The organism is Delftia sp. K82 (assembly GCF_002193035.1).
Lineage (GTDB): Bacteria > Pseudomonadota > Gammaproteobacteria > Burkholderiales > Burkholderiaceae_C > Comamonas > Comamonas acidovorans.
In genome coordinates this window covers 599,005-615,557 of record NZ_MYFL01000001.1, presented here as the reverse complement: position 1 = coordinate 615,557, position 16,553 = coordinate 599,005, and the positions used below count along the sequence as shown (strand labels likewise).

18 protein-coding genes are annotated in these 16,553 nt (G+C 64.8%); all 18 read right to left on the bottom strand.

The features are described from left to right. Nucleotides 1-84: 84 nt before the first annotated feature. Nucleotides 85-747, bottom strand: coding sequence for an N-methyl-D-aspartate receptor NMDAR2C subunit (locus tag KDK82_RS02705; RefSeq protein WP_088163968.1), 663 nt, complete (start codon nucleotides 745-747; stop codon nucleotides 85-87). Between the two features lie 18 nt (nucleotides 748-765). Beyond that, nucleotides 766-1,425, bottom strand: coding sequence for a cold shock and DUF1294 domain-containing protein (locus tag KDK82_RS02700; RefSeq protein WP_088165419.1), 660 nt, complete (start codon nucleotides 1,423-1,425; stop codon nucleotides 766-768). Nucleotides 1,426-1,432: 7 nt separating this feature from the next. After that, nucleotides 1,433-2,530, bottom strand: a complete 1,098-nt coding sequence (locus tag KDK82_RS02695) for a 6-phosphofructokinase (protein ID WP_088163967.1) — start codon at nucleotides 2,528-2,530, stop codon at nucleotides 1,433-1,435. 111 nt (nucleotides 2,531-2,641) lie between these two features. Further along, nucleotides 2,642-3,733 carry a beta-N-acetylhexosaminidase gene (nagZ, locus tag KDK82_RS02690; protein WP_034396680.1) on the bottom strand — a complete coding sequence of 364 codons (1,092 nt, stop codon included), beginning with the start codon at nucleotides 3,731-3,733 and terminating at the stop codon, nucleotides 2,642-2,644. Nucleotides 3,734-3,792: 59 nt separating this feature from the next. Further along, nucleotides 3,793-4,188 carry a holo-ACP synthase gene (gene acpS / locus KDK82_RS02685; protein ID WP_012207056.1) on the bottom strand — a complete coding sequence of 132 codons (396 nt, stop codon included), beginning with the start codon at nucleotides 4,186-4,188 and terminating at the stop codon, nucleotides 3,793-3,795. A 20-nt stretch (nucleotides 4,189-4,208) separates the two neighbouring features. Beyond that, nucleotides 4,209-4,982 carry a pyridoxine 5'-phosphate synthase gene (locus tag KDK82_RS02680; protein WP_088163966.1) on the bottom strand — a complete coding sequence of 258 codons (774 nt, stop codon included), beginning with the start codon at nucleotides 4,980-4,982 and terminating at the stop codon, nucleotides 4,209-4,211. Then, nucleotides 4,979-5,749: a DNA repair protein RecO gene (recO, locus tag KDK82_RS02675; RefSeq protein WP_012207058.1), complete on the bottom strand. Its 771-nt coding sequence runs from the start codon at nucleotides 5,747-5,749 to the stop codon at nucleotides 4,979-4,981. The genes KDK82_RS02680 and recO overlap by 4 nt, the downstream gene beginning before the upstream one ends. A 27-nt stretch (nucleotides 5,750-5,776) precedes the next feature. Continuing rightward, nucleotides 5,777-6,811, bottom strand: coding sequence for a GTPase Era (gene era / locus KDK82_RS02670; RefSeq protein WP_012207059.1), 1,035 nt, complete (start codon nucleotides 6,809-6,811; stop codon nucleotides 5,777-5,779). Further along, a complete protein-coding gene (rnc, locus tag KDK82_RS02665) occupies nucleotides 6,808-7,491 on the bottom strand; it encodes a ribonuclease III (RefSeq protein ID WP_012207060.1) in 684 nt (227 codons plus the stop codon). The genes era and rnc overlap by 4 nt, the downstream gene beginning before the upstream one ends. Then, entirely contained in the window at nucleotides 7,492-7,854 is a 363-nt protein-coding gene (locus KDK82_RS02660) for a DUF4845 domain-containing protein (protein ID WP_012207061.1), read from the bottom strand. It abuts the gene before it with no gap. Between the two features lie 80 nt (nucleotides 7,855-7,934). Then, complete coding sequence (lepB, locus tag KDK82_RS02655; protein ID WP_012207062.1) at nucleotides 7,935-8,912, bottom strand: signal peptidase I; 978 nt, start codon at nucleotides 8,910-8,912, stop codon at nucleotides 7,935-7,937. Beyond that, the gene (gene lepA, locus KDK82_RS02650) at nucleotides 8,912-10,720 is read right to left on the bottom strand and encodes a translation elongation factor 4 (RefSeq protein ID WP_012207063.1); all 1,809 of its coding nucleotides are present in this window, start codon (nucleotides 10,718-10,720) and stop codon (nucleotides 8,912-8,914) included. Before lepA ends, lepB begins: the two co-directional genes overlap by 1 nt. 428 nt (nucleotides 10,721-11,148) lie before the next feature. Then, on the bottom strand, nucleotides 11,149-12,621 hold the full coding sequence (locus KDK82_RS02645) for a DegQ family serine endoprotease (RefSeq protein WP_088165418.1): 1,473 nt from the start codon (nucleotides 12,619-12,621) through the stop codon (nucleotides 11,149-11,151). A gap of 304 nt (nucleotides 12,622-12,925) precedes the next feature. Beyond that, the gene (locus KDK82_RS02640; RefSeq protein ID WP_013800997.1) at nucleotides 12,926-13,642 is read right to left on the bottom strand and encodes a sigma-E factor negative regulatory protein; all 717 of its coding nucleotides are present in this window, start codon (nucleotides 13,640-13,642) and stop codon (nucleotides 12,926-12,928) included. 77 nt (nucleotides 13,643-13,719) lie between these two features. After that, a complete protein-coding gene (gene rpoE / locus KDK82_RS02635; RefSeq protein WP_043783676.1) occupies nucleotides 13,720-14,349 on the bottom strand; it encodes an RNA polymerase sigma factor RpoE in 630 nt (209 codons plus the stop codon). A 38-nt stretch (nucleotides 14,350-14,387) separates the two neighbouring features. Further along, nucleotides 14,388-14,909, bottom strand: a complete 522-nt coding sequence (locus tag KDK82_RS31695; RefSeq protein ID WP_143343381.1) for a hypothetical protein — start codon at nucleotides 14,907-14,909, stop codon at nucleotides 14,388-14,390. Nucleotides 14,910-14,994: 85 nt separating this feature from the next. Then, nucleotides 14,995-16,239 carry a beta-ketoacyl-ACP synthase II gene (gene fabF, locus KDK82_RS02630; protein ID WP_013800994.1) on the bottom strand — a complete coding sequence of 415 codons (1,245 nt, stop codon included), beginning with the start codon at nucleotides 16,237-16,239 and terminating at the stop codon, nucleotides 14,995-14,997. A 39-nt stretch (nucleotides 16,240-16,278) separates the two neighbouring features. After that, the gene (acpP, locus tag KDK82_RS02625) at nucleotides 16,279-16,518 is read right to left on the bottom strand and encodes an acyl carrier protein (RefSeq protein WP_003058049.1); all 240 of its coding nucleotides are present in this window, start codon (nucleotides 16,516-16,518) and stop codon (nucleotides 16,279-16,281) included. Nucleotides 16,519-16,553 lie beyond the last annotated feature (35 nt).

Genomic DNA, 16,553 nt, shown 5'->3' with positions numbered 1-16,553 from the left:
CCTGGGCAAGATAAGAAAGAGAGGGAGGCAGGCCTGCACGGCCCGCAGCAGCCCCCGATCATAGGATGCCGACACAGGCGCCGCCTACAAACCCAGCGCCTGCGCGAGGTTGCGCCGCGCCCGCGCCTCCAGCCGTTGCCGGAACCAGTCGGTGCAGTAGATGGCCTCGCGCTGCATGAAGCCCAGCAGCACCTCGCGGCGCTTGGCGCGATACAGCGGCAAGGGCACCCATTCGTACTCGGCCCGCACCTGTAGCTCGTATTCGGCAAACCGCAGGGGGTCGGCCGCGAGAATGCCCAGGTCGGCATCCACCAGCAGTTGGCCGTCGATTCCGGACGGCTGTGCAGCGTGGCAGGTCGCCATGATCAGACCGTGCACGCGCCCGGCCACATCGGCAGGCAGACCCTGCCCGCGCAGCACGGCGGCGGCCCAGTCGGCGCTGCGCGCCTCGTTGTCCTTGGCTTGCGTTTGGTAGACAGCGTCATGGAACCACAGCGCCAGTGCCACCTCGCCGGGGTGCTCGGCCAGGCCCAGCGCCGGCTGCAGCAGGCCCATGGCCTCGCCCAGATGCTGCAGCGTGTGGTAGTGGCGCTGGGGCTCGCTGTAGCTTTGCAGCAGCTGGGCCAGCACAGGCGGCGGAGCGCTGGCACCCAGTGCGGACCAGGCGCTCTCCCAAGACTCCTGCCAGGTCTGCAGCGATGCATCGTTTGCGGAGGGCATTTGGGCCCGAGGTCCAGCATGGGTCATCGCCAGTTCCTTCAATTTTCAGAAGATGCCGGGCGCCTGCGCCCGCAGCGGCGCACCTGCCGATGACAGCAGCCATGCCAGCAGGCCGCAGTTGAGCACCACGGTGATCCAGAACACCAGTTGGAATGAAGCCTTGCTGGACTTGTGCCGCAGCAGCCCTTGCGCGAGCAGCGCGCCGGGCCAGCCGCACAGCAGTGCCAGCAGGTGCAGACGGCTTTCGCTGATGCGCCAGCGGTCGTGCCTGGCGGCGGACTTGTCGAATCCATAGACCATGAAGGTCACAAAGCTTGCCACTGCATACAGGCCGACCAGTGTCCAGGGCATGCGGCCGCTCCAGGCAACAGCCAGCAGCACGCAGAAGAAGGCAGCGGCCAGGCCCACCGCCACCGGGCCTCGCACAGGTGACTGAGGCCGCGAAGGCATGCCGGCACGGCTTCGCCGCGCAGGCTGCGGGCGGCCGGTCCTTGGTTCATCAATGAAGGCCACATCCTGCGCGCGCCATTTTCCCTGGGCGTTGCGGCTGGGCACGTAGCTGACGCGCTCTCCGCCCTCGGGCCTGCGGCGGCGATCGGTGAAGGACTTGATATGGACAAAGACCTGCGCGCCGCCTCCATCGGGTTCGATGAAGCCAAAGCCCTGCTCGTCCTTCCAGCCGGTGAGACGTCCCTGCTGCCGCATGGCGGGCTCAGTGGCTGCCGGCTGCGGCCGGCCGCGCATCCTGCTTGCCTGGCTCGCCCAGGCAAATGCCTATGTCGCGCGCCATGGTGAGCAGGCCGTGGTCCAGGGGCACGGTGCGCTGGGTGTTGGCCACGCGGGAGATTTCCACGCTGCCGATCTCGCCACCCTGCAGCGTGACCATGCGGCCGAAGCGCCCTGACAGCACCAGTTGCGCCGCATGGTGGCCGTACTGCGTGGCCAGCACGCGGTCAAAGGGCGTGGGGTCGCCGCCGCGCTGTACATGGCCGAGGACCGTGGTGCGCACCTCGCTCCTGAGGTGGGGCTGCAGGCGCTCGCGCAGCACATGGCCGACGCCACCCAGGCGGACCGGGTCGGGGCTTTGCTCGATGCGCTCGCGCACCGTGAGGCTGGCGCCGCTTTCCTTGGCGCCCTCGCCGATGCAGATGATGGTATAGCGCTGACGCTGCTCGCGGCCCCGGCAGAAATCGACGATGCCCTGCAGGTCGTAATCGATCTCGGGCAGCAGGATGACGTCGGCCGCGCCGGCAATGCCGGCCTCCAGCGCCAGCCATCCGGCATGGCGCCCCATGGTCTCGACGATCATCACGCGGTGGTGGCTGTTGGCCGTGCTCTCGATGCGGCGCAGCGCCTCGGTGGCCGTGGCCACGGCGGTGTCGAAGCCAAAGCTGCGCTCGCAATTGGCAATGTCGTTGTCGATGGTCTTGGGCACGCCCACGCAGGTCAGTCCCACCTGTTCGGCCAGGCCATGCGCCAGGCTCATGGTGCCGTCGCCGCCGATGGCCACCACCACGTCCAGGCCCAGCGCCCGGACATTGCGGCCCACGTGCTCCAGCGTGGCCGCATCGCGCAGGGGGTTGGCACTGTTGCTGGTGCCCAGGATGGTGCCGCCCACATGCAGGATGCCCGAGACCTCGTCCCAGCCCAGCGGCTTGACGCCGGGCGGGTCGAGCATCAGGCCCTCGAAGCCATCGGCAATGCCCAGCACCTCGCACTGGCCGTGGTTGATCAGGGACTTGGTGACCGCACGGATCACCGCATTCAGGCCGGGGCAGTCGCCACCTCCGGTCAGCACGCCAACGCGCATGGGAAAACTCTCCTGTGAAACACCGGCCGACGCGCCCTTTACGACACGCACATGCCTTTGCAAAGCCCGCCTTGGCCCTCGGAGCGGCCAGCGGCGGCGTCCTTCAATCCATCAAGGCAGCAGGTCCAGCGCCTGCAGATAGGCCGGCTGGCGCATGAGGTCGTCCCAGGGCTGGGGCACGGTCTCCGGCAGCAGGGCCACGCGGCGCGATTCGCTGTCGGCATCGGGCTGCCAGCGGCCGCTGCGCTGCGCGGCCTCCATGCCGGCCAGCAGCTCGTCCACATGCTCGCCCAGGCCCAGGCTCTGGTTGCACAGCAGCACCATGTCGCAGCCCGCCTCCAGCGCGGCCAGGGCCGCGTCGGTATAGCCGATGAGCTGGCCGTCGATGCGGCGCGCGCCCTCCATGCTCAGGTCGTCGCTGAAAATGGCGCCGTCGTAGCGCAGGCGGCTGCGCAGGATGTCCTTGAGCCACTTGGCAGAAAAACCGGCCGGGCGCTTGTCGACCTTGGGGTAGATCACATGGGCCGGCATCACGGCCGTGAGCACGCTGGACAACCAGGGATAGGGCGCGGCGTCCTCGCCCAGGATGGCGGTGAGGCTGCGGCCATCGACCGGAATGTCCACATGCGAATCGGCCTTGACGAAGCCGTGGCCGGGAAAGTGCTTGCCGCAGTTGCCCATGCCGGCCTGCAGCAGGCCGTGCATGAGGCTGCGGGCCAGCGCGGCCACCACGCGCGGGTCGCGGTGGAAGCTGCGGTCGCCGATGACGCTGCTGGCACCGTAGTCAAGGTCCAGCACCGGGGTGAAGCTGAAATCCACGCCGCAGGCACGCAGCTCGGTGCCCAGCACGTAGCCGGCCGCCGTGGCGGCATTCATGGCGGCCAGGGCGCCGCTGCCTTCCCGGTGCTTGCTGCCCTTGCCGTCGTCCATCCACATCTGGCCGAAGGCGCGCATGGGCGGCAGGTGCGTGAAGCCGTCAGCGCGAAAACGCTGCACGCGCCCGCCCTCATGGTCCACGCAGATCAGCAAATCGGGCTTGACCGCCTTGATATCGGCGCACAGCTGCACCAGCTGATCGCGGCTTTCCCAGTTGCGGGCAAAGAGGATGATGCCGCCGACCAGCGGATGCGCCAGGCGCTGGCGGTCCACATCGGTGAGTGCCTTGCCGGCGATGTCGATGATGAGGGGTGCGTGCTCGGTCATGCCGGGAGTTCCTATGAATCCTGTGGAGTCAAAAAAGCCAGCGTCACGCTGGCCGGGTATCAGGCGCGGCGCTCGACCACGCAGAAGCTGGCCGCGTAGTCGCTCTCGTCGGTCACGGACAGGTGCACCTGCAGGTTGCGCGCCTCGAACCATTCCTTGAGCGCGCCGTGCAGCACGATGGCAGGCTGGCCACTGGGCAGTTTGATGACCTCGCAGCTGCGCCAGGTCATGGGCATGACCATGCCCATGCCTATGGCCTTGGAAAAGGCCTCCTTGGCGGAAAAGCGCGTGGCCACGAAGCGGATGCCGCGCTCAGGCCAGCGCGCGCGGCGGGCACGCCAGGTGGCCAGCTCGCCCTCGGCCAGCACCTTCTCGGCGAAACGGTCGCCATGGCGCTCCAGGCTGGCGCGGATGCGGCGCACGTCGCAGATGTCGGTACCGATGCCGTAGATCATGGATTCGCTCCGCGAAAGCTTCAGGCGCGCGCCGCCATGCCCTGGTCTATGCACTGCTGGTAGGCGCGCACGGTTTCGGCGTAGCCCAGCTCCAGCGCGTCGGCGATCAGCGCATGGCCGATGGAGACTTCGAGCAGGCCCGGCACGCGCGCCACGAAGGCGGCCAGGTTGTCACGGCTGAGGTCATGGCCGGCATTGATGCCCAGCCCGGCATCCAAAGCCGCCTGGGCCGCCGCCGCATAGGCCTGCAGTTGCGCTTCCTGGTCTGCCGTACCCCAGGCAGCTGCGTAGGGTTCGGTATACAGCTCGACCCGGTCGGCACCCACGGCGCGCGCAGCGGCCATCTGGGCGGGCACGGGGTCCATGAACAGGCTGACGCGCACGCCGAGCTGGCGGCATTCGGCAATCAGCGGCTTCAGGCGCTCGGCGTCCTGCGGGAAGTTCCAGCCATGGTCGCTGGTGAACTGATCCTCGCTGTCGGGCACGAAGGTGGCCTGGTGCGGGCGCGTGTCGCGGATGAAGTCCATGAGGTTCTGCGTCGGGTTGCCCTCGATGTTGAACTCCGCCTGCGGCCACTGTTTCATCAGCGCCTGCAGTTCATAGACATCCTCGCTGCGGATATGGCGCTGGTCGGGACGCGGATGGATGGTGATGCCCTGGGCACCGGCCTCCAGGCAGATGCGCGCGGCGCGCGTCACGCTGGGAATGCCCAGGTGGCGCGTGTTGCGCAGCAGCGCAACCTTGTTGACATTGACCGACAGCGCCGTGCGCTGCGAAGCGTGGGGAAGATTCATAGCGATTGCAGATCCATCATCAGCTGGCGGGTGCGCAGCATGGGACTGCCGCAATGGTATTGCAGCAGGGCCCTCAGTTGGGGCTTGAGGGCCAGCGCCTGCTCGGGTTGGGCCACCACATGCAGCGTGGCGTTGAAGGCCTGCCGGGCCTGCAGCGCGCTTTCAATGGCCTGCCATTGCGCAGCGCCCAGCACGGCGCGCTCGCCCTGCAGCGCCGGGCGCAGGCCGCCTTCGGCCACCAGCGCATAGCGGCGGCCTTCGGCCAGCGGCGCCAGCGTGGCGCTTTCCTCATTCAAGGCGGGCAGATGACCCAGTTCGCGCAGCAGCAGCAGCTCGAAGGTGCGCAGCACGGGCTCGATGGCATCGCCATGCTGGCCCGCCAGCACGCGCACCACGCCGGCATAGATGTCGAACAGCGCCGCATAGGGATCGTCTCGCGCCAGCAGGCGCATCAGCAGCTCGTTGAGGTACAGGCCCGACATCAGGGCGTCGCCCTGGGGCATGACATGCCCGCCCACCCACTCGGCACCCTTGAGGGTGTGGATCTCGGCATTGCCCTCGCCGCCCAGGCTGTAGCTCAGGCTCAGCGGCTGCAGCGGCAGCAGCACGGGGCGAAAGTTCGAGGTCGGGCGCTTGACGCCCTTGGCCGCCAGCGCCACGCGGCCCCGGTGCCGCGTGAAGACCTCGAGGATCAGGCTGGACTCGCTCCAGTCGTAGCTGTGCAGTACATAGGCCGGCTCATCCGAGACACGCTTGGCGCTAGCCATGGACAGAGGGCCTTGCGGGGAGGTTTCTCACTCGTAGCCGAAGGAGCGCACGCGGGCCTCGTCGTCGGCCCAGCCCGAGCGCACCTTGACCCAGACTTCGAGGAAGACCTTGGCATCCATGAGCTTTTCCAGCTCCTGGCGGGCCTCGGTGCTGATGCGCTTGAGGCGCTCGCCCTTCTCTCCGATGATCATGGCCTTGTGTCCGTCGCGCTCGACCACGATGGTGGCCGCCACGCGGATGAAGCGCTTGTGCTGCTTGCTGGCCTCTTCCTCGAACTTGTCGATGACCACCGTGGAGGTGTAGGGCAGCTCGTCGCCCGTGAAGCGGAACAGCTTCTCACGCACGGTTTCCGAGGCGAGGAACTTCTCGCTGCGGTCGGTCAGCTCGTCGGGCGCATACATCCAGTCCTGCTCGGGCAGGTACTTCTCGCAGATGCCGAACAGGCGCTCGATGTCGCCCTTGCTCTTGGCCGACATGGGCACGAACTCGGCAAACGGATGGCGCTCCTGCATGCTCTTGAGCCAGGGTGCGATCTCGGCACGGCGGCCCACGGTATCGAGCTTGTTGGCGATCAGCAGCGTGGGAATGCCGGGCTTGAACAGCGACAGCACCTTGGCATCGGCCAGCGTGAACTGGCCGGCTTCCACGACGAACAGGATCAGGTCCACGTCGCCGATGGCGCCCATCACGGTCTTGTTGAGCGACTTGTTCAGCGCCGTGCTGTGCTTGGTCTGGAAACCCGGTGTATCGACGAAGATGAACTGCGTCGCGGCGCGCGAGCGAATGCCCGTGATGCGGTGGCGCGTGGTCTGCGCCTTGCGCGAGGTGATGCTGATCTTCTGGCCCACCAGCGCATTCATCAGCGTGGACTTGCCCACATTGGGCTTGCCGACGATGGCGATCAGGCCGCAGCGCTGCGGGCCTGTCGGCACCTCGGGCGCCTGGGCTTCATCAGGGGCGGATGCCGTGCGTGCTGCGCCGGCGCCGGGCTTGGCCGCAGCCAGCAAGGCATCGAGTTCTGCGGCGGTCTGTGCCGGCGCCGGAGGTTTGTCTTGGTTCATGCGTGTCTTGCTTTCAATAGTTCCAGCATGGCTGTGGCAGCCGTCTGCTCTGCGGCTCTGCGCGAGGCACCCGTTCCCCGGGCCTGCAATTGCAGCTCGGCAATCGCGCAGGCCACTTCAAAGGTCTGGCGATGGGCGGCTCCCGTGGTGGCGACCACCTCGTACTGCGGCAGCTTCATGCGCCGTCCCTGCAGCCATTCCTGCAGGGCCGTCTTCGCATCCTTTTCGGCTGCGCGCATGTGGGGGTTGATGTCCACGCCCTCGAAAAGATGGTGTACCACCTTCTCACCCGCCGCGTAGCCGGCATCCAGATAGACCGCGCCGATCAGGGCCTCGACCGCATCGGCCAGGATGGAGGGGCGTTGCTTGCCGCCCGACTTGGATTCACCCTCGCCCAGGCGCAGCAGATCGGGCAACTGCAGCCTCAGCGCGATCTGGTGCAGCGTGCCTTCCTTGACCAGGTTGGCGCGCACGCGGGACAGATCGCCCTCGGGCATGGAACTGAGCCGCTGGTAGAGCAGGCTGGAAATGGCAAGGTTCAGCACCGAGTCACCGAGGAATTCCAGGCGCTCGTTGTTGTCTGCCGAGAAGCTGCGGTGCGTGACGGCACGCTGCAGCAATGCAGGCTCGGCAAATTGATGCTGCAGCCTCAGCTGCAGCGCATTCAGTAAGGGAGGCACCTATTGGGTCTGCTTCTTAAAACGGTAAGTCAGGTACGCGGGGCCCACGAGATGGATCTCGCGCGAATATTCGAACCCCACCACCACACGGTCATTGATCTTGGTCACTTCGAGATCGCCACCCTTGACGGACGTGAAGTCATCGATGGCGGCGGAACGCTCGAAGCTGGCTTTCACCTCGGCCACGGAATTGCCCTCGCGGGCCGCCTTGTTGGCGGCCTTGACGATGGCCTGGTACTCCAGGAAGACAGGCACGGATTGTGCGCCCACGGCCACCACGCCCACGCCCAGGGCAATCACAAACACCAGTCCCAGAAAGGACAGGCCGCGCTGGCGCGAACGCCGGTTGTTCGATGTCAACATGCTTTTTCCTCCTCCGATGTGAATCCCTCGCGCATGCCCGGGCCACTGCGGTCCTCAGGCATGCATGTGATGTGATGTGATCAATGGAAGCTGCCGATGCGCTTGAAATCCCCGAAGTTCATCCAGACAAAGAAAGCCCGGCCCACGATGTTCTTGTCGGGCACAAAGCCCCAGTAGCGGGAATCCAGCGAGTTGTCGCGGTTGTCGCCCATCATGAAGTACTGGCCTTCCGGCACCTTGCAAGTGATGCCTTCGACGCTGTAGCGGCAGTTCTCGCGGAACTCGAAGCCGCTGGCGCCCTGGATGAAGGCGGGCACGTCCTGGTTCACGATCATGCGGTGTGGCTTGTCGCCCAGCGACTCCTCGTACTGCTTGAAGTAGCGCATCGCATCCTTGTCGAAGAAGTCGGGCAGTGCATTGACCGGGACTTCCTTGCCATTGATCGTCAGTCGCTTGTTCAGATAGGCGATCTCGTCGCCCGGCAGGCCCACCACCCGCTTGATGTAGTCCAGGCTGGGCTGGGGCGGGTAGCGGAACACCACCACATCGCCACGCTGCAGCGGCGTTCCCTGCGTGATCTTGGTATTGATCACCGGCAGGCGCACGCCATAGGTGAACTTGTTCACCAGGATCAGGTCGCCCACGAGCAGCGTGGGGATCATGGAGCCAGATGGGATCTTGAACGGCTCGAACAGGAACGAGCGCAGCACGAAGACGATCGCGATCACCGGGAACAGGCCTGCCGTCCAGTCCAGCCACCAGGGCTGCATGAGGATGCGGCCCTTGGCCTCTTCCGACACCTCGATGTCGGTCTTGGCGATGCCCATGCGGTCGAGCTCTGCGCGGCGTGCCACGGCAGCCTCCTCGATGGCCACGGCAGCGCGGCGGCGGCGCGGCAGGAAGTACAGCCGCTCCGCCACCCAGTACAGGCCCGTGACCACGGTGGCCAGGAACAGCAGCAGCGCGAAGTTGCCCTCGATGAAGCCTGTGTACCAGGCGCCGATATAGCCCACGAAGGCCGCGAGTACGACGGCCGTAATCCATTGCATGGCTTGCATCAATCCTCCACTTGCAGGATGGCCAGGAAGGCCTCCTGGGGCACTTCCACCGATCCGATCTGCTTCATGCGCTTCTTGCCGGCCTTTTGCTTTTCCAGCAGCTTGCGCTTGCGGGTGATGTCGCCGCCGTAGCACTTGGCCAGCACGTTCTTGCGCATGGCCTTGACGGTTTCCCGCGCAATGATGTTGGCGCCGATGGCGGCCTGGATGGCCACATCGAACATCTGGCGGCTGATGATCTCGCGCATCTTGGCCACCACGGCCCGGCCGCGGTACGTGGCCTGGGAGCGGTGCACGATGATGGACAGCGCATCGACCTTCTCGCCGTTGAGCAGGATGTCCACCTTCACCACGTCGGAGGCGCGGTACTCCTTGAACTCATAGTCCATGGAGGCGTAGCCGCGCGAGACCGACTTGAGCTTGTCGAAGAAGTCCAGCACGATTTCGCCCAGCGGCATCTCATAGGTGAGCATCACCTGGCGGCCGTGGTACTGCATGTTGATCTGCACGCCGCGCTTCTGGTTGGCCAGCGTCATCACCGGCCCCACATAGTCCTGGGGCATGTACAGGTGGACGGTGACGATGGGCTCGCGCACCTCCTCGATCCGGCCGGCATCGGGCATCTTGGACGGGTTCTCGACCTGGATGACCTCGCCATCGCCCTTGACCACTTCGTAGACCACGCTGGGCGCGGTGGTGATCAGGTCCTGGTCGAATTCGCGCTCCAGGCGCTCCTGCACGATTTCCATGTGCAGCAGGCCCAGGAAGCCGCAGCGAAAGCCGAAGCCCAGCGCCTGCGAGACTTCAGGCTCGAACTGCAGGGACGAATCGTTGAGCTGCAGCTTTTCCAGCGCATCGCGCAGCTGGTCGTACTCGCTGGCTTCGGTGGGATACAGGCCAGCGAACACCTGGGGCTTGATTTCCTTGAAGCCAGGCAGGGCCTCGGTGGCAGGACCCAGATTGTTGGGAAGCTTCTTTTCCAGCGTGATGGTATCGCCCACCTTGGCTGCCTTGAGCTCCTTGATACCGGCAATGATGTAGCCCACCTCGCCGGCGCGCAGCACGTCGCGGGGCACGTCGGCCGGAGTGAACACGCCCAGGTTGTTGGCTTCATAGGCAGCGCCCGAGGCCATCATCTTGAAGCGCTCGCCACGCTTGAGTTCACCATCGACCACGCGCACCAGCATCACGACGCCGACATAGGTGTCGAACCAGCTGTCGATGATCATGGCGCGCAGCTGGCCATTGGGATCGCCCTTTGGCGGCGGCACCTTGGCGACCACCGCTTCCAGGATCTCTTCGATGCCCATGCCGGTCTTGGCCGAGCAGGGAATGGCGTCGCTGGCATCGATGCCGATGACATCCTCGATCTCGGCCCTGGCATTTTCGGGATCGGCCTGGGGCAGATCCATCTTGTTGAGAACAGCCGTCACTTCCACGCCGAGTTCCAGCGCGGTGTAGCAGTTGGCCACGGTCTGCGCCTCGACGCCCTGCGAGGCATCCACCACCAGCAGCGCTCCCTCGCAGGCTGACAGCGAACGCGAGACTTCATACGAGAAGTCCACGTGGCCGGGCGTGTCGATGAGGTTGAGGTTGTAGACCTGGCCATCCTTGGCCTTGTACTGCAGGGCTGCGGTCTGCGCCTTGATGGTGATGCCGCGCTCTTTCTCGATATCCATCGAGTCCAGCACCTGGGCTTCCATGTCACGGTCAGCCAAGCCTCCGCAACGCTGGATGAGGCGGTCAGCCAGCGTCGACTTGCCATGGTCGATGTGCGCAATGATGGAAAAATTTCTGATGTGGTTCATCAACGGGAAGGACTGCTAGTGAAAGTGGAAAACGACAGGGCCGGCGCGCAAGAAAAAAGGGCGCGTCCATGAACGACGCGCCCCGAACCAACAATCTCTGGCAACTGCGATAGTTGGGACTTTATTGTAGGCAAAACGGGCTGAAAACCAAGCCCTGACAAGGCCTGCAAAGGTCCGAGCTTGATCTGTCACAATTATTTATCAACAGTTTATCAACAGAATCGCCGAGCCATTTCTCGCCCGTCGATCACCGGATAGTGCGGTGCTTTTGCACCGCAACAATCCCCTTTGAAAACAGGTTTCTGACGCCTTGAGCCGTCACGCTTTGGTGGGGCATTTTACCCAATGCCCCAAGGGGCATGGGCGGCTCCGGGTCAGGATTCCGAGGGTATTCCCCAGGATCCGGAAAACCGCCCTCCCCTGCGGCCTCAGCGCGTCGGACGGATCAGCACGTACTGTGCCCATTCCCCACGGCGCACCAGCAGGTTCACCGGCTTGCTCTTGTCCACCTTGGCCAGCGTGGCCTCGAAGCTCTTGAGCCCCGTGATCTCGACATTGGCCAGCTGCAGGATCACGTCGCCTTCGCGCAGGCCCGCACGTGCCGCAGCCTCGACGGCCGCCGTCACACGCACGCCGCCCTTGATGCCCAGCTCCTTCTTCTGGGCATCCGTGAGCTCGGCCAGCGTCAGGCCCAGCGGCTGGGAAACCAGGGTGCTGCCCTTGCCGGTGGCCTTGGCCTGCGGAGCAGCGCCGTCGGGCTCGACCTCGGCGATCACCATGGTCAGATCCTTGGCTGCGCCGCGACGGAAGACGGTGATGGTGCTGCGTGTGCCGGGCTTGGTATTGCCCACCAGGCGCGGCAGGTCGGCCACTTTGTCGATGGCCTTGCCGTCGAACTTGATGATCACGTCACCAGCCTCGACACCCGCCTTGGCAGCAGGCGAATCCGGCTCGACGGCCGAGACCAGTGCGCCCTGCGCCTTGCCCAGGCCAATGGATTCGGCAATGTCCTTGGTGACCGGACCGATCTGCACGCCAATGCGGCCCCGCGTGACCTTGCCGGTGGCGCGCAACTGGTCGCTGACACGCACGGCCTCATCGATCGGAATCGCGAAGCTGATACCCATGAAGCCGCCGGAACGCGAATAGATCTGGCTGTTGATGCCCACGACCTCGCCGCGCATATTCAGCAACGGGCCGCCCGAGTTGCCGGGGTTGATGGCCACATCGGTCTGGATGAACGGCAGATAGTCGCCCGTGTCGCGCTGCTTGGCACTGACAATGCCCGCCGTGACGGAGTTGTCGAGGCCGAAGGGCGAGCCGATGGCCATCACCCACTCGCCGACCTTGAGGCGGTTCACATCGCCGATCTTCACGGCCGGCAGCCCTGTGGCGTCGATCTTGACCACGGCCACGTCGGTGCGCTTGTCGCTGCCCACGATCTTGGCCTTGAACTCGCGCTTGTCGGTCAGCGTGACGATCACCTCGTCAGCGCCTTCAACCACGTGGGCATTGGTCATCACAAAGCCATCGGCCGTCAGGATGAAGCCGGAACCCACGCCGCGCGGCTGCTCCTCGTCAGGCTGCGAACGCGGCTGTGGGCGCTGGCGCGGCACATTGGGCACGGGCAGGCCGAAGCGGCGGAAGAATTCGAGCATGTCCTCGTCCATGCCCAGCGCCTCGGCAGAGTTGGCGGACACCTTCTCCAGCGTGCGAATGTTGACCACGGACGGGCCGACCTGCTCGACCAGATCGGTGAAGTCCGGCAGCCCCCGCACCACGGCGCCACTTTGCGCATGGGCGGCACCCACCGGCACCAGCATTCCTGCGCTGCCTGCAGCAAGCGCCAGAACGCCGGCCAGTGTGCAGGACTGCAGCGTCTTCCATCGAACAGTGGTCATGGTCATCCTTTCCATCTCAATCATTACGTTGCCCCGACGCCATCGCGCCCGGGCGGTTTGTTCGGACACATGGCAGCCGACTTGCTTTCGGACGAACGTCACATTCTGGCGCAGTCCTGGCGAGCATCGGCCAGACGATGGCTCAGAAGCCTGAAAGACGCGGTTAGTTCCCAAATCGGCAGCATGCATGGGGCGCGGGCCGCCGTGCATGGAGCACAAATGACTGCACCCGCGTCCATTTCAATGCCGAAAGGCTGGAGGCGGGTGCAAAAGAAGGCAGGAGAGTAATGCTCTCCTGTGAGATTCAGCGCTGGTTGGCGCGCGGTGCCGAGGCGAAGTTGGCGTTGCGCAGGAAGCTGGCAGGCATCTGCAACGTGGCCGGCCCACTGTATTGCGGATGGGAGGCCAGCAGCGCATCCAGGCGCGGATCACGCAGCATCACGCTCTGCCCGTAGGGTCCGGCCACCGCCACGACCGAGGAAGACTGGGCCGTATCGCCAAGCGGGAAGTCCTGGGCATTGCCAGCCACCGCAACCGGCGCCGACGGAGCACCCGTCTCAAGAGCCGCCAGGGCCCGGCCCGGCGCCGCACCGGGACCGGCAGGCGCGCCCAGCATCACGCTCCAGCCAATGGCAGCCACGGCCGCCACGGAGGCAAAGCCCGCCGCCATCTTCCAGCGGAATACCGAGGCATTGGCCGCATCGCGCAGCGGCGCGCCATTGATCACGGCCCGGTCCTGCGCCGGATGCGCAATTTGCGCCAGCTCTTCAGTGGCCACGGAAACCAGCGGACGGCGAGGCTCATTGGCCAGTTGGGCGCGGATTCCTGAGAGCACATCGTGCCGGCTGTGATGCGCCAATTCCGGGGACCGCAGCACATCGCCCACGAGGTGGTACATGCGCCACTCCTGCTGGCCTGCATCGCTTTCCGCATAGGCCAGCACGGCCTGCAACTCTGCGGCAGAGAGTTCGCCATCAGCCAATGCCGACAATTGTTCGCGCTTCGTCAGATCGTCATTCATGATCAATCACCTGCTTGTCTGCTTTGAGACCCTGTACCCAAAAATGCACCACCCGGCGGCCACAACCCCCGTCACGCCTACCAACGCTTGCCCGACTGGCGCTCCAGCAAAGGCTTGACCCTGGCTGAAATCGCTTCCCGTGCGCGAAAAATCCGTGAGCGCACGGTGCCGATGGGACAACCCATGGCGTTCGAGATTTCCTCGTAGCTCAGGCCTTCGATTTCCCGCAACGTGACAGCCTGTCGGAGATCCTCGGGCAAAGCCTCCATGGCGGCGTTGACTGCCTGGGCAATTTCCTGGGCTGCCAAGATCGTTTCGGGCGTTTCTTCGGTGGTTAGTTCCTGGCTGACCCGGGAAGTTTCATCATCGTCATCCCCGTTGTGTAACGCGCTTTCGGTGATCAGCGGCGAGCGCTTCATGTCCAGCAGCGCCTTCTTGGCAGTATTCACGGCAATGCGGTACAGCCAGGTATAGAACTGGGCATCACCCCTAAACTGGTGCAGGGCCCGATAGGCGCGAATGAAGGTTTCCTGCGCAATGTCCGGCACCAGGTCCACGTCGCGCACCATGCGGCCGATGAGGCGCTCGATGCGGCGCTGGTACTTGATAACCAGCAGCTCGAAGGCCCGCATGTCTCCTGCGTTGGTGCGCTCGACCAGAGCCAGGTCGCTATCGGCAGAAGAAGGCGGGAATTCGGGAGGCGTCATGAAATCGGTGAAGACGGGCCGCAGCGGCCCTGGCGCAGTCATTGCGCCCGTTCTGTAGGTCTGGCCGGGGAATATACAGCACGCCGCAAATCACCCCAGGTTTCCGGACTCTGCCTGCACAACAGGAGAAGCCAGCGGGAGCTGCGCCAATGCAAGGGCCCCGCCGGCACCATGGAATCCAGGGGACGGACCTGCATCCACAACCACGATCCACCATCGGCTCGCACCTGCAGCAGCACCGGCTGTGCAGCCTGGCCTGGGTCCGCCTTGCCGATCGACCACTGCACGCCATCCCAGGCGATGAAACCTTTACCCAGGCTGCGCCATCCATGCCACATGCCTGCAGCAGCAACCAGGCAAACCGCAACGGCCACGGCTGCAGGCCACCACCCAGCCTGGAGATTCAAGGCCCATGCCAGCAAAAGCATGGCGGCCAGCAGCCAAAGCGCACAAAGACATGCTGCCACGGTGCGCAAGGGCTTCAGCGGATGGCGAACTGCGGGCGGCGCATGGCGAGACGGCATGCCTGCAGTGTCGCAAAACCGCAGCATGACCGACATTTATCCTGCTTTCACCTGGCACATGCGCGAAATAAAAAAGCCCGCTCCCTTGCGGGGCGGGCTTTTCATGTGCGTTGCGCAGGCCTCAGATCCGCTTGAACACCAGCGTTCCGTTGGTGCCCCCGAAGCCGAAGTTGTTCTTCACTGCCACCTCGATCGTCGCGTCCCGCGCCGTATTGGCGCAGTAGTCGAGATCGCACTCCGGGTCCTGGTTGTCCAGGTTGATGGTCGGAGGAATCTTTTGCTCGTGCAGTGCCAGCACGGTGAAGACGCTCTCGATGCCACCAGCACCGCCCAGCAGGTGACCTGTCATGGACTTGGTCGAACTGACAACGATTTTCTTGGCGTGATCGCCCAGAGCCGCCTTGATGGCGTTGGTCTCGTTGAGGTCGCCCAGCGGCGTGGAAGTGCCGTGCGCGTTCAGATAGTCGATCTGGTCGGCATTGATGCCGGCATTTCGCAAAGCTGCCAGCATGGCGCGGCGCGGGCCGTCCATGTTGGGTGCCGTCATGTGGCCGGCGTCGGCACTCATGCCGTAGCCGCACAGTTCAGCGTAGATCTTGGCACCGCGGGCCTTGGCATGCTCGTACTCTTCCAGCACCAGCACGCCCGCGCCTTCGCCCAGCACGAAGCCGTCGCGGTCCTTGTCCCAGGGGCGCGAAGCGGCCTTGGGATCATCATTGCGCGTGGACAGGGCGCGCATGGCGGCAAAGCCGCCGACGCCCAGGGGGGAGACCGTGGCTTCCGTGCCACCAGCCACCACCACATCGGCATCGCCGTATTCGATCATGCGTCCTGCCTCGCCTATGCAGTGCAGCCCGGTCGTGCAGGCAGTCACCACGGCAAGATTCGGCCCCTTGAAGCCGAAGCGCATGGACACATGGCCAGCCACCATGTTGATGATGGAGGCAGGCACGAAGAACGGCGTGATGCGGCGCGGTCCGCGCGCAGCCAGTTCCGCGTGGGTGTTCTCGATCAGCGGCAAGCCGCCGATGCCCGAACCGATCACACAGCCGATGCGCGTGGCCAGATCATCCGACAAGGCCTCGCCCGTGGGCAGACCTGAGTCCTGCACGGCTTGCGCCGCAGCAGCGATGCCGTAGTGGATGAAGGTGTCCATGGAGCGCGCATCCTTGGCGCTCATGTACGACTCCACATCGAATCCCTTGACCTCACCCGCAATCTTGCAGGCAAAGTTCGAGGCATCGAACTTGGTGATGAGGTCAATGCCGGACTGGCCGGCCAAAAGATTGGCCCAGGCGTCGCCCACCGTGTTACCCACGGGGGAAATGCAACCCAGGCCGGTCACGACAACGCGACGACGGCTCATGCGTAAAACCTTCTGCTGATCGCTCGGGTCAGGGCCCTATCAGGCCTTCTGGTGGGTGTTGGCGTAGTCGATGGCGTTTTGCACCGTCGTGATCTTTTCCGCGTCTTCGTCGGGGATCTCGATGCCGAATTCATCTTCCAGGGCCATCACCAGCTCCACCGTGTCCAGGGAGTCAGCACCCAGATCAGCCACGAAGGCCTTTTCGTTGGTGACTTGAGACTCTTCAACGCCGAGTTGTTCGGCAATGATTTTTTTGACACGTGCTTCGATATCGCTCATGGTTTCCCTCTGGGGGTTGTGAATGAACCCGCGAT

Coding starts and splice junctions, on each gene's coding strand:
- KDK82_RS02705 (WP_088163968.1), bottom strand. CDS start 747: ATGACCCATGCTGGACCTCGGGCCCAAATGCCCTCCGCAAACGATGCA.
- KDK82_RS02700 (WP_088165419.1), bottom strand. CDS start 1,425: ATGCGGCAGCAGGGACGTCTCACCGGCTGGAAGGACGAGCAGGGCTTT.
- KDK82_RS02695 (WP_088163967.1), bottom strand. CDS start 2,530: ATGCGCGTTGGCGTGCTGACCGGAGGTGGCGACTGCCCCGGCCTGAAT.
- nagZ (WP_034396680.1), bottom strand. CDS start 3,733: ATGACCGAGCACGCACCCCTCATCATCGACATCGCCGGCAAGGCACTC.
- acpS (WP_012207056.1), bottom strand. CDS start 4,188: ATGATCTACGGCATCGGTACCGACATCTGCGACGTGCGCCGCATCCGC.
- KDK82_RS02680 (WP_088163966.1), bottom strand. CDS start 4,982: ATGAATCTTCCCCACGCTTCGCAGCGCACGGCGCTGTCGGTCAATGTC.
- recO (WP_012207058.1), bottom strand. CDS start 5,749: ATGGCTAGCGCCAAGCGTGTCTCGGATGAGCCGGCCTATGTACTGCAC.
- era (WP_012207059.1), bottom strand. CDS start 6,811: ATGAACCAAGACAAACCTCCGGCGCCGGCACAGACCGCCGCAGAACTC.
- KDK82_RS02660 (WP_012207061.1), bottom strand. CDS start 7,854: ATGTTGACATCGAACAACCGGCGTTCGCGCCAGCGCGGCCTGTCCTTT.
- lepB (WP_012207062.1), bottom strand. CDS start 8,912: ATGCAAGCCATGCAATGGATTACGGCCGTCGTACTCGCGGCCTTCGTG.
- lepA (WP_012207063.1), bottom strand. CDS start 10,720: ATGAACCACATCAGAAATTTTTCCATCATTGCGCACATCGACCATGGC.
- KDK82_RS02645 (WP_088165418.1), bottom strand. CDS start 12,621: ATGACCACTGTTCGATGGAAGACGCTGCAGTCCTGCACACTGGCCGGC.
- KDK82_RS02640 (WP_013800997.1), bottom strand. CDS start 13,642: ATGAATGACGATCTGACGAAGCGCGAACAATTGTCGGCATTGGCTGAT.
- rpoE (WP_043783676.1), bottom strand. CDS start 14,349: ATGACGCCTCCCGAATTCCCGCCTTCTTCTGCCGATAGCGACCTGGCT.
- KDK82_RS31695 (WP_143343381.1), bottom strand. CDS start 14,909: ATGTCGGTCATGCTGCGGTTTTGCGACACTGCAGGCATGCCGTCTCGC.
- fabF (WP_013800994.1), bottom strand. CDS start 16,239: ATGAGCCGTCGTCGCGTTGTCGTGACCGGCCTGGGTTGCATTTCCCCC.
- acpP (WP_003058049.1), bottom strand. CDS start 16,518: ATGAGCGATATCGAAGCACGTGTCAAAAAAATCATTGCCGAACAACTC.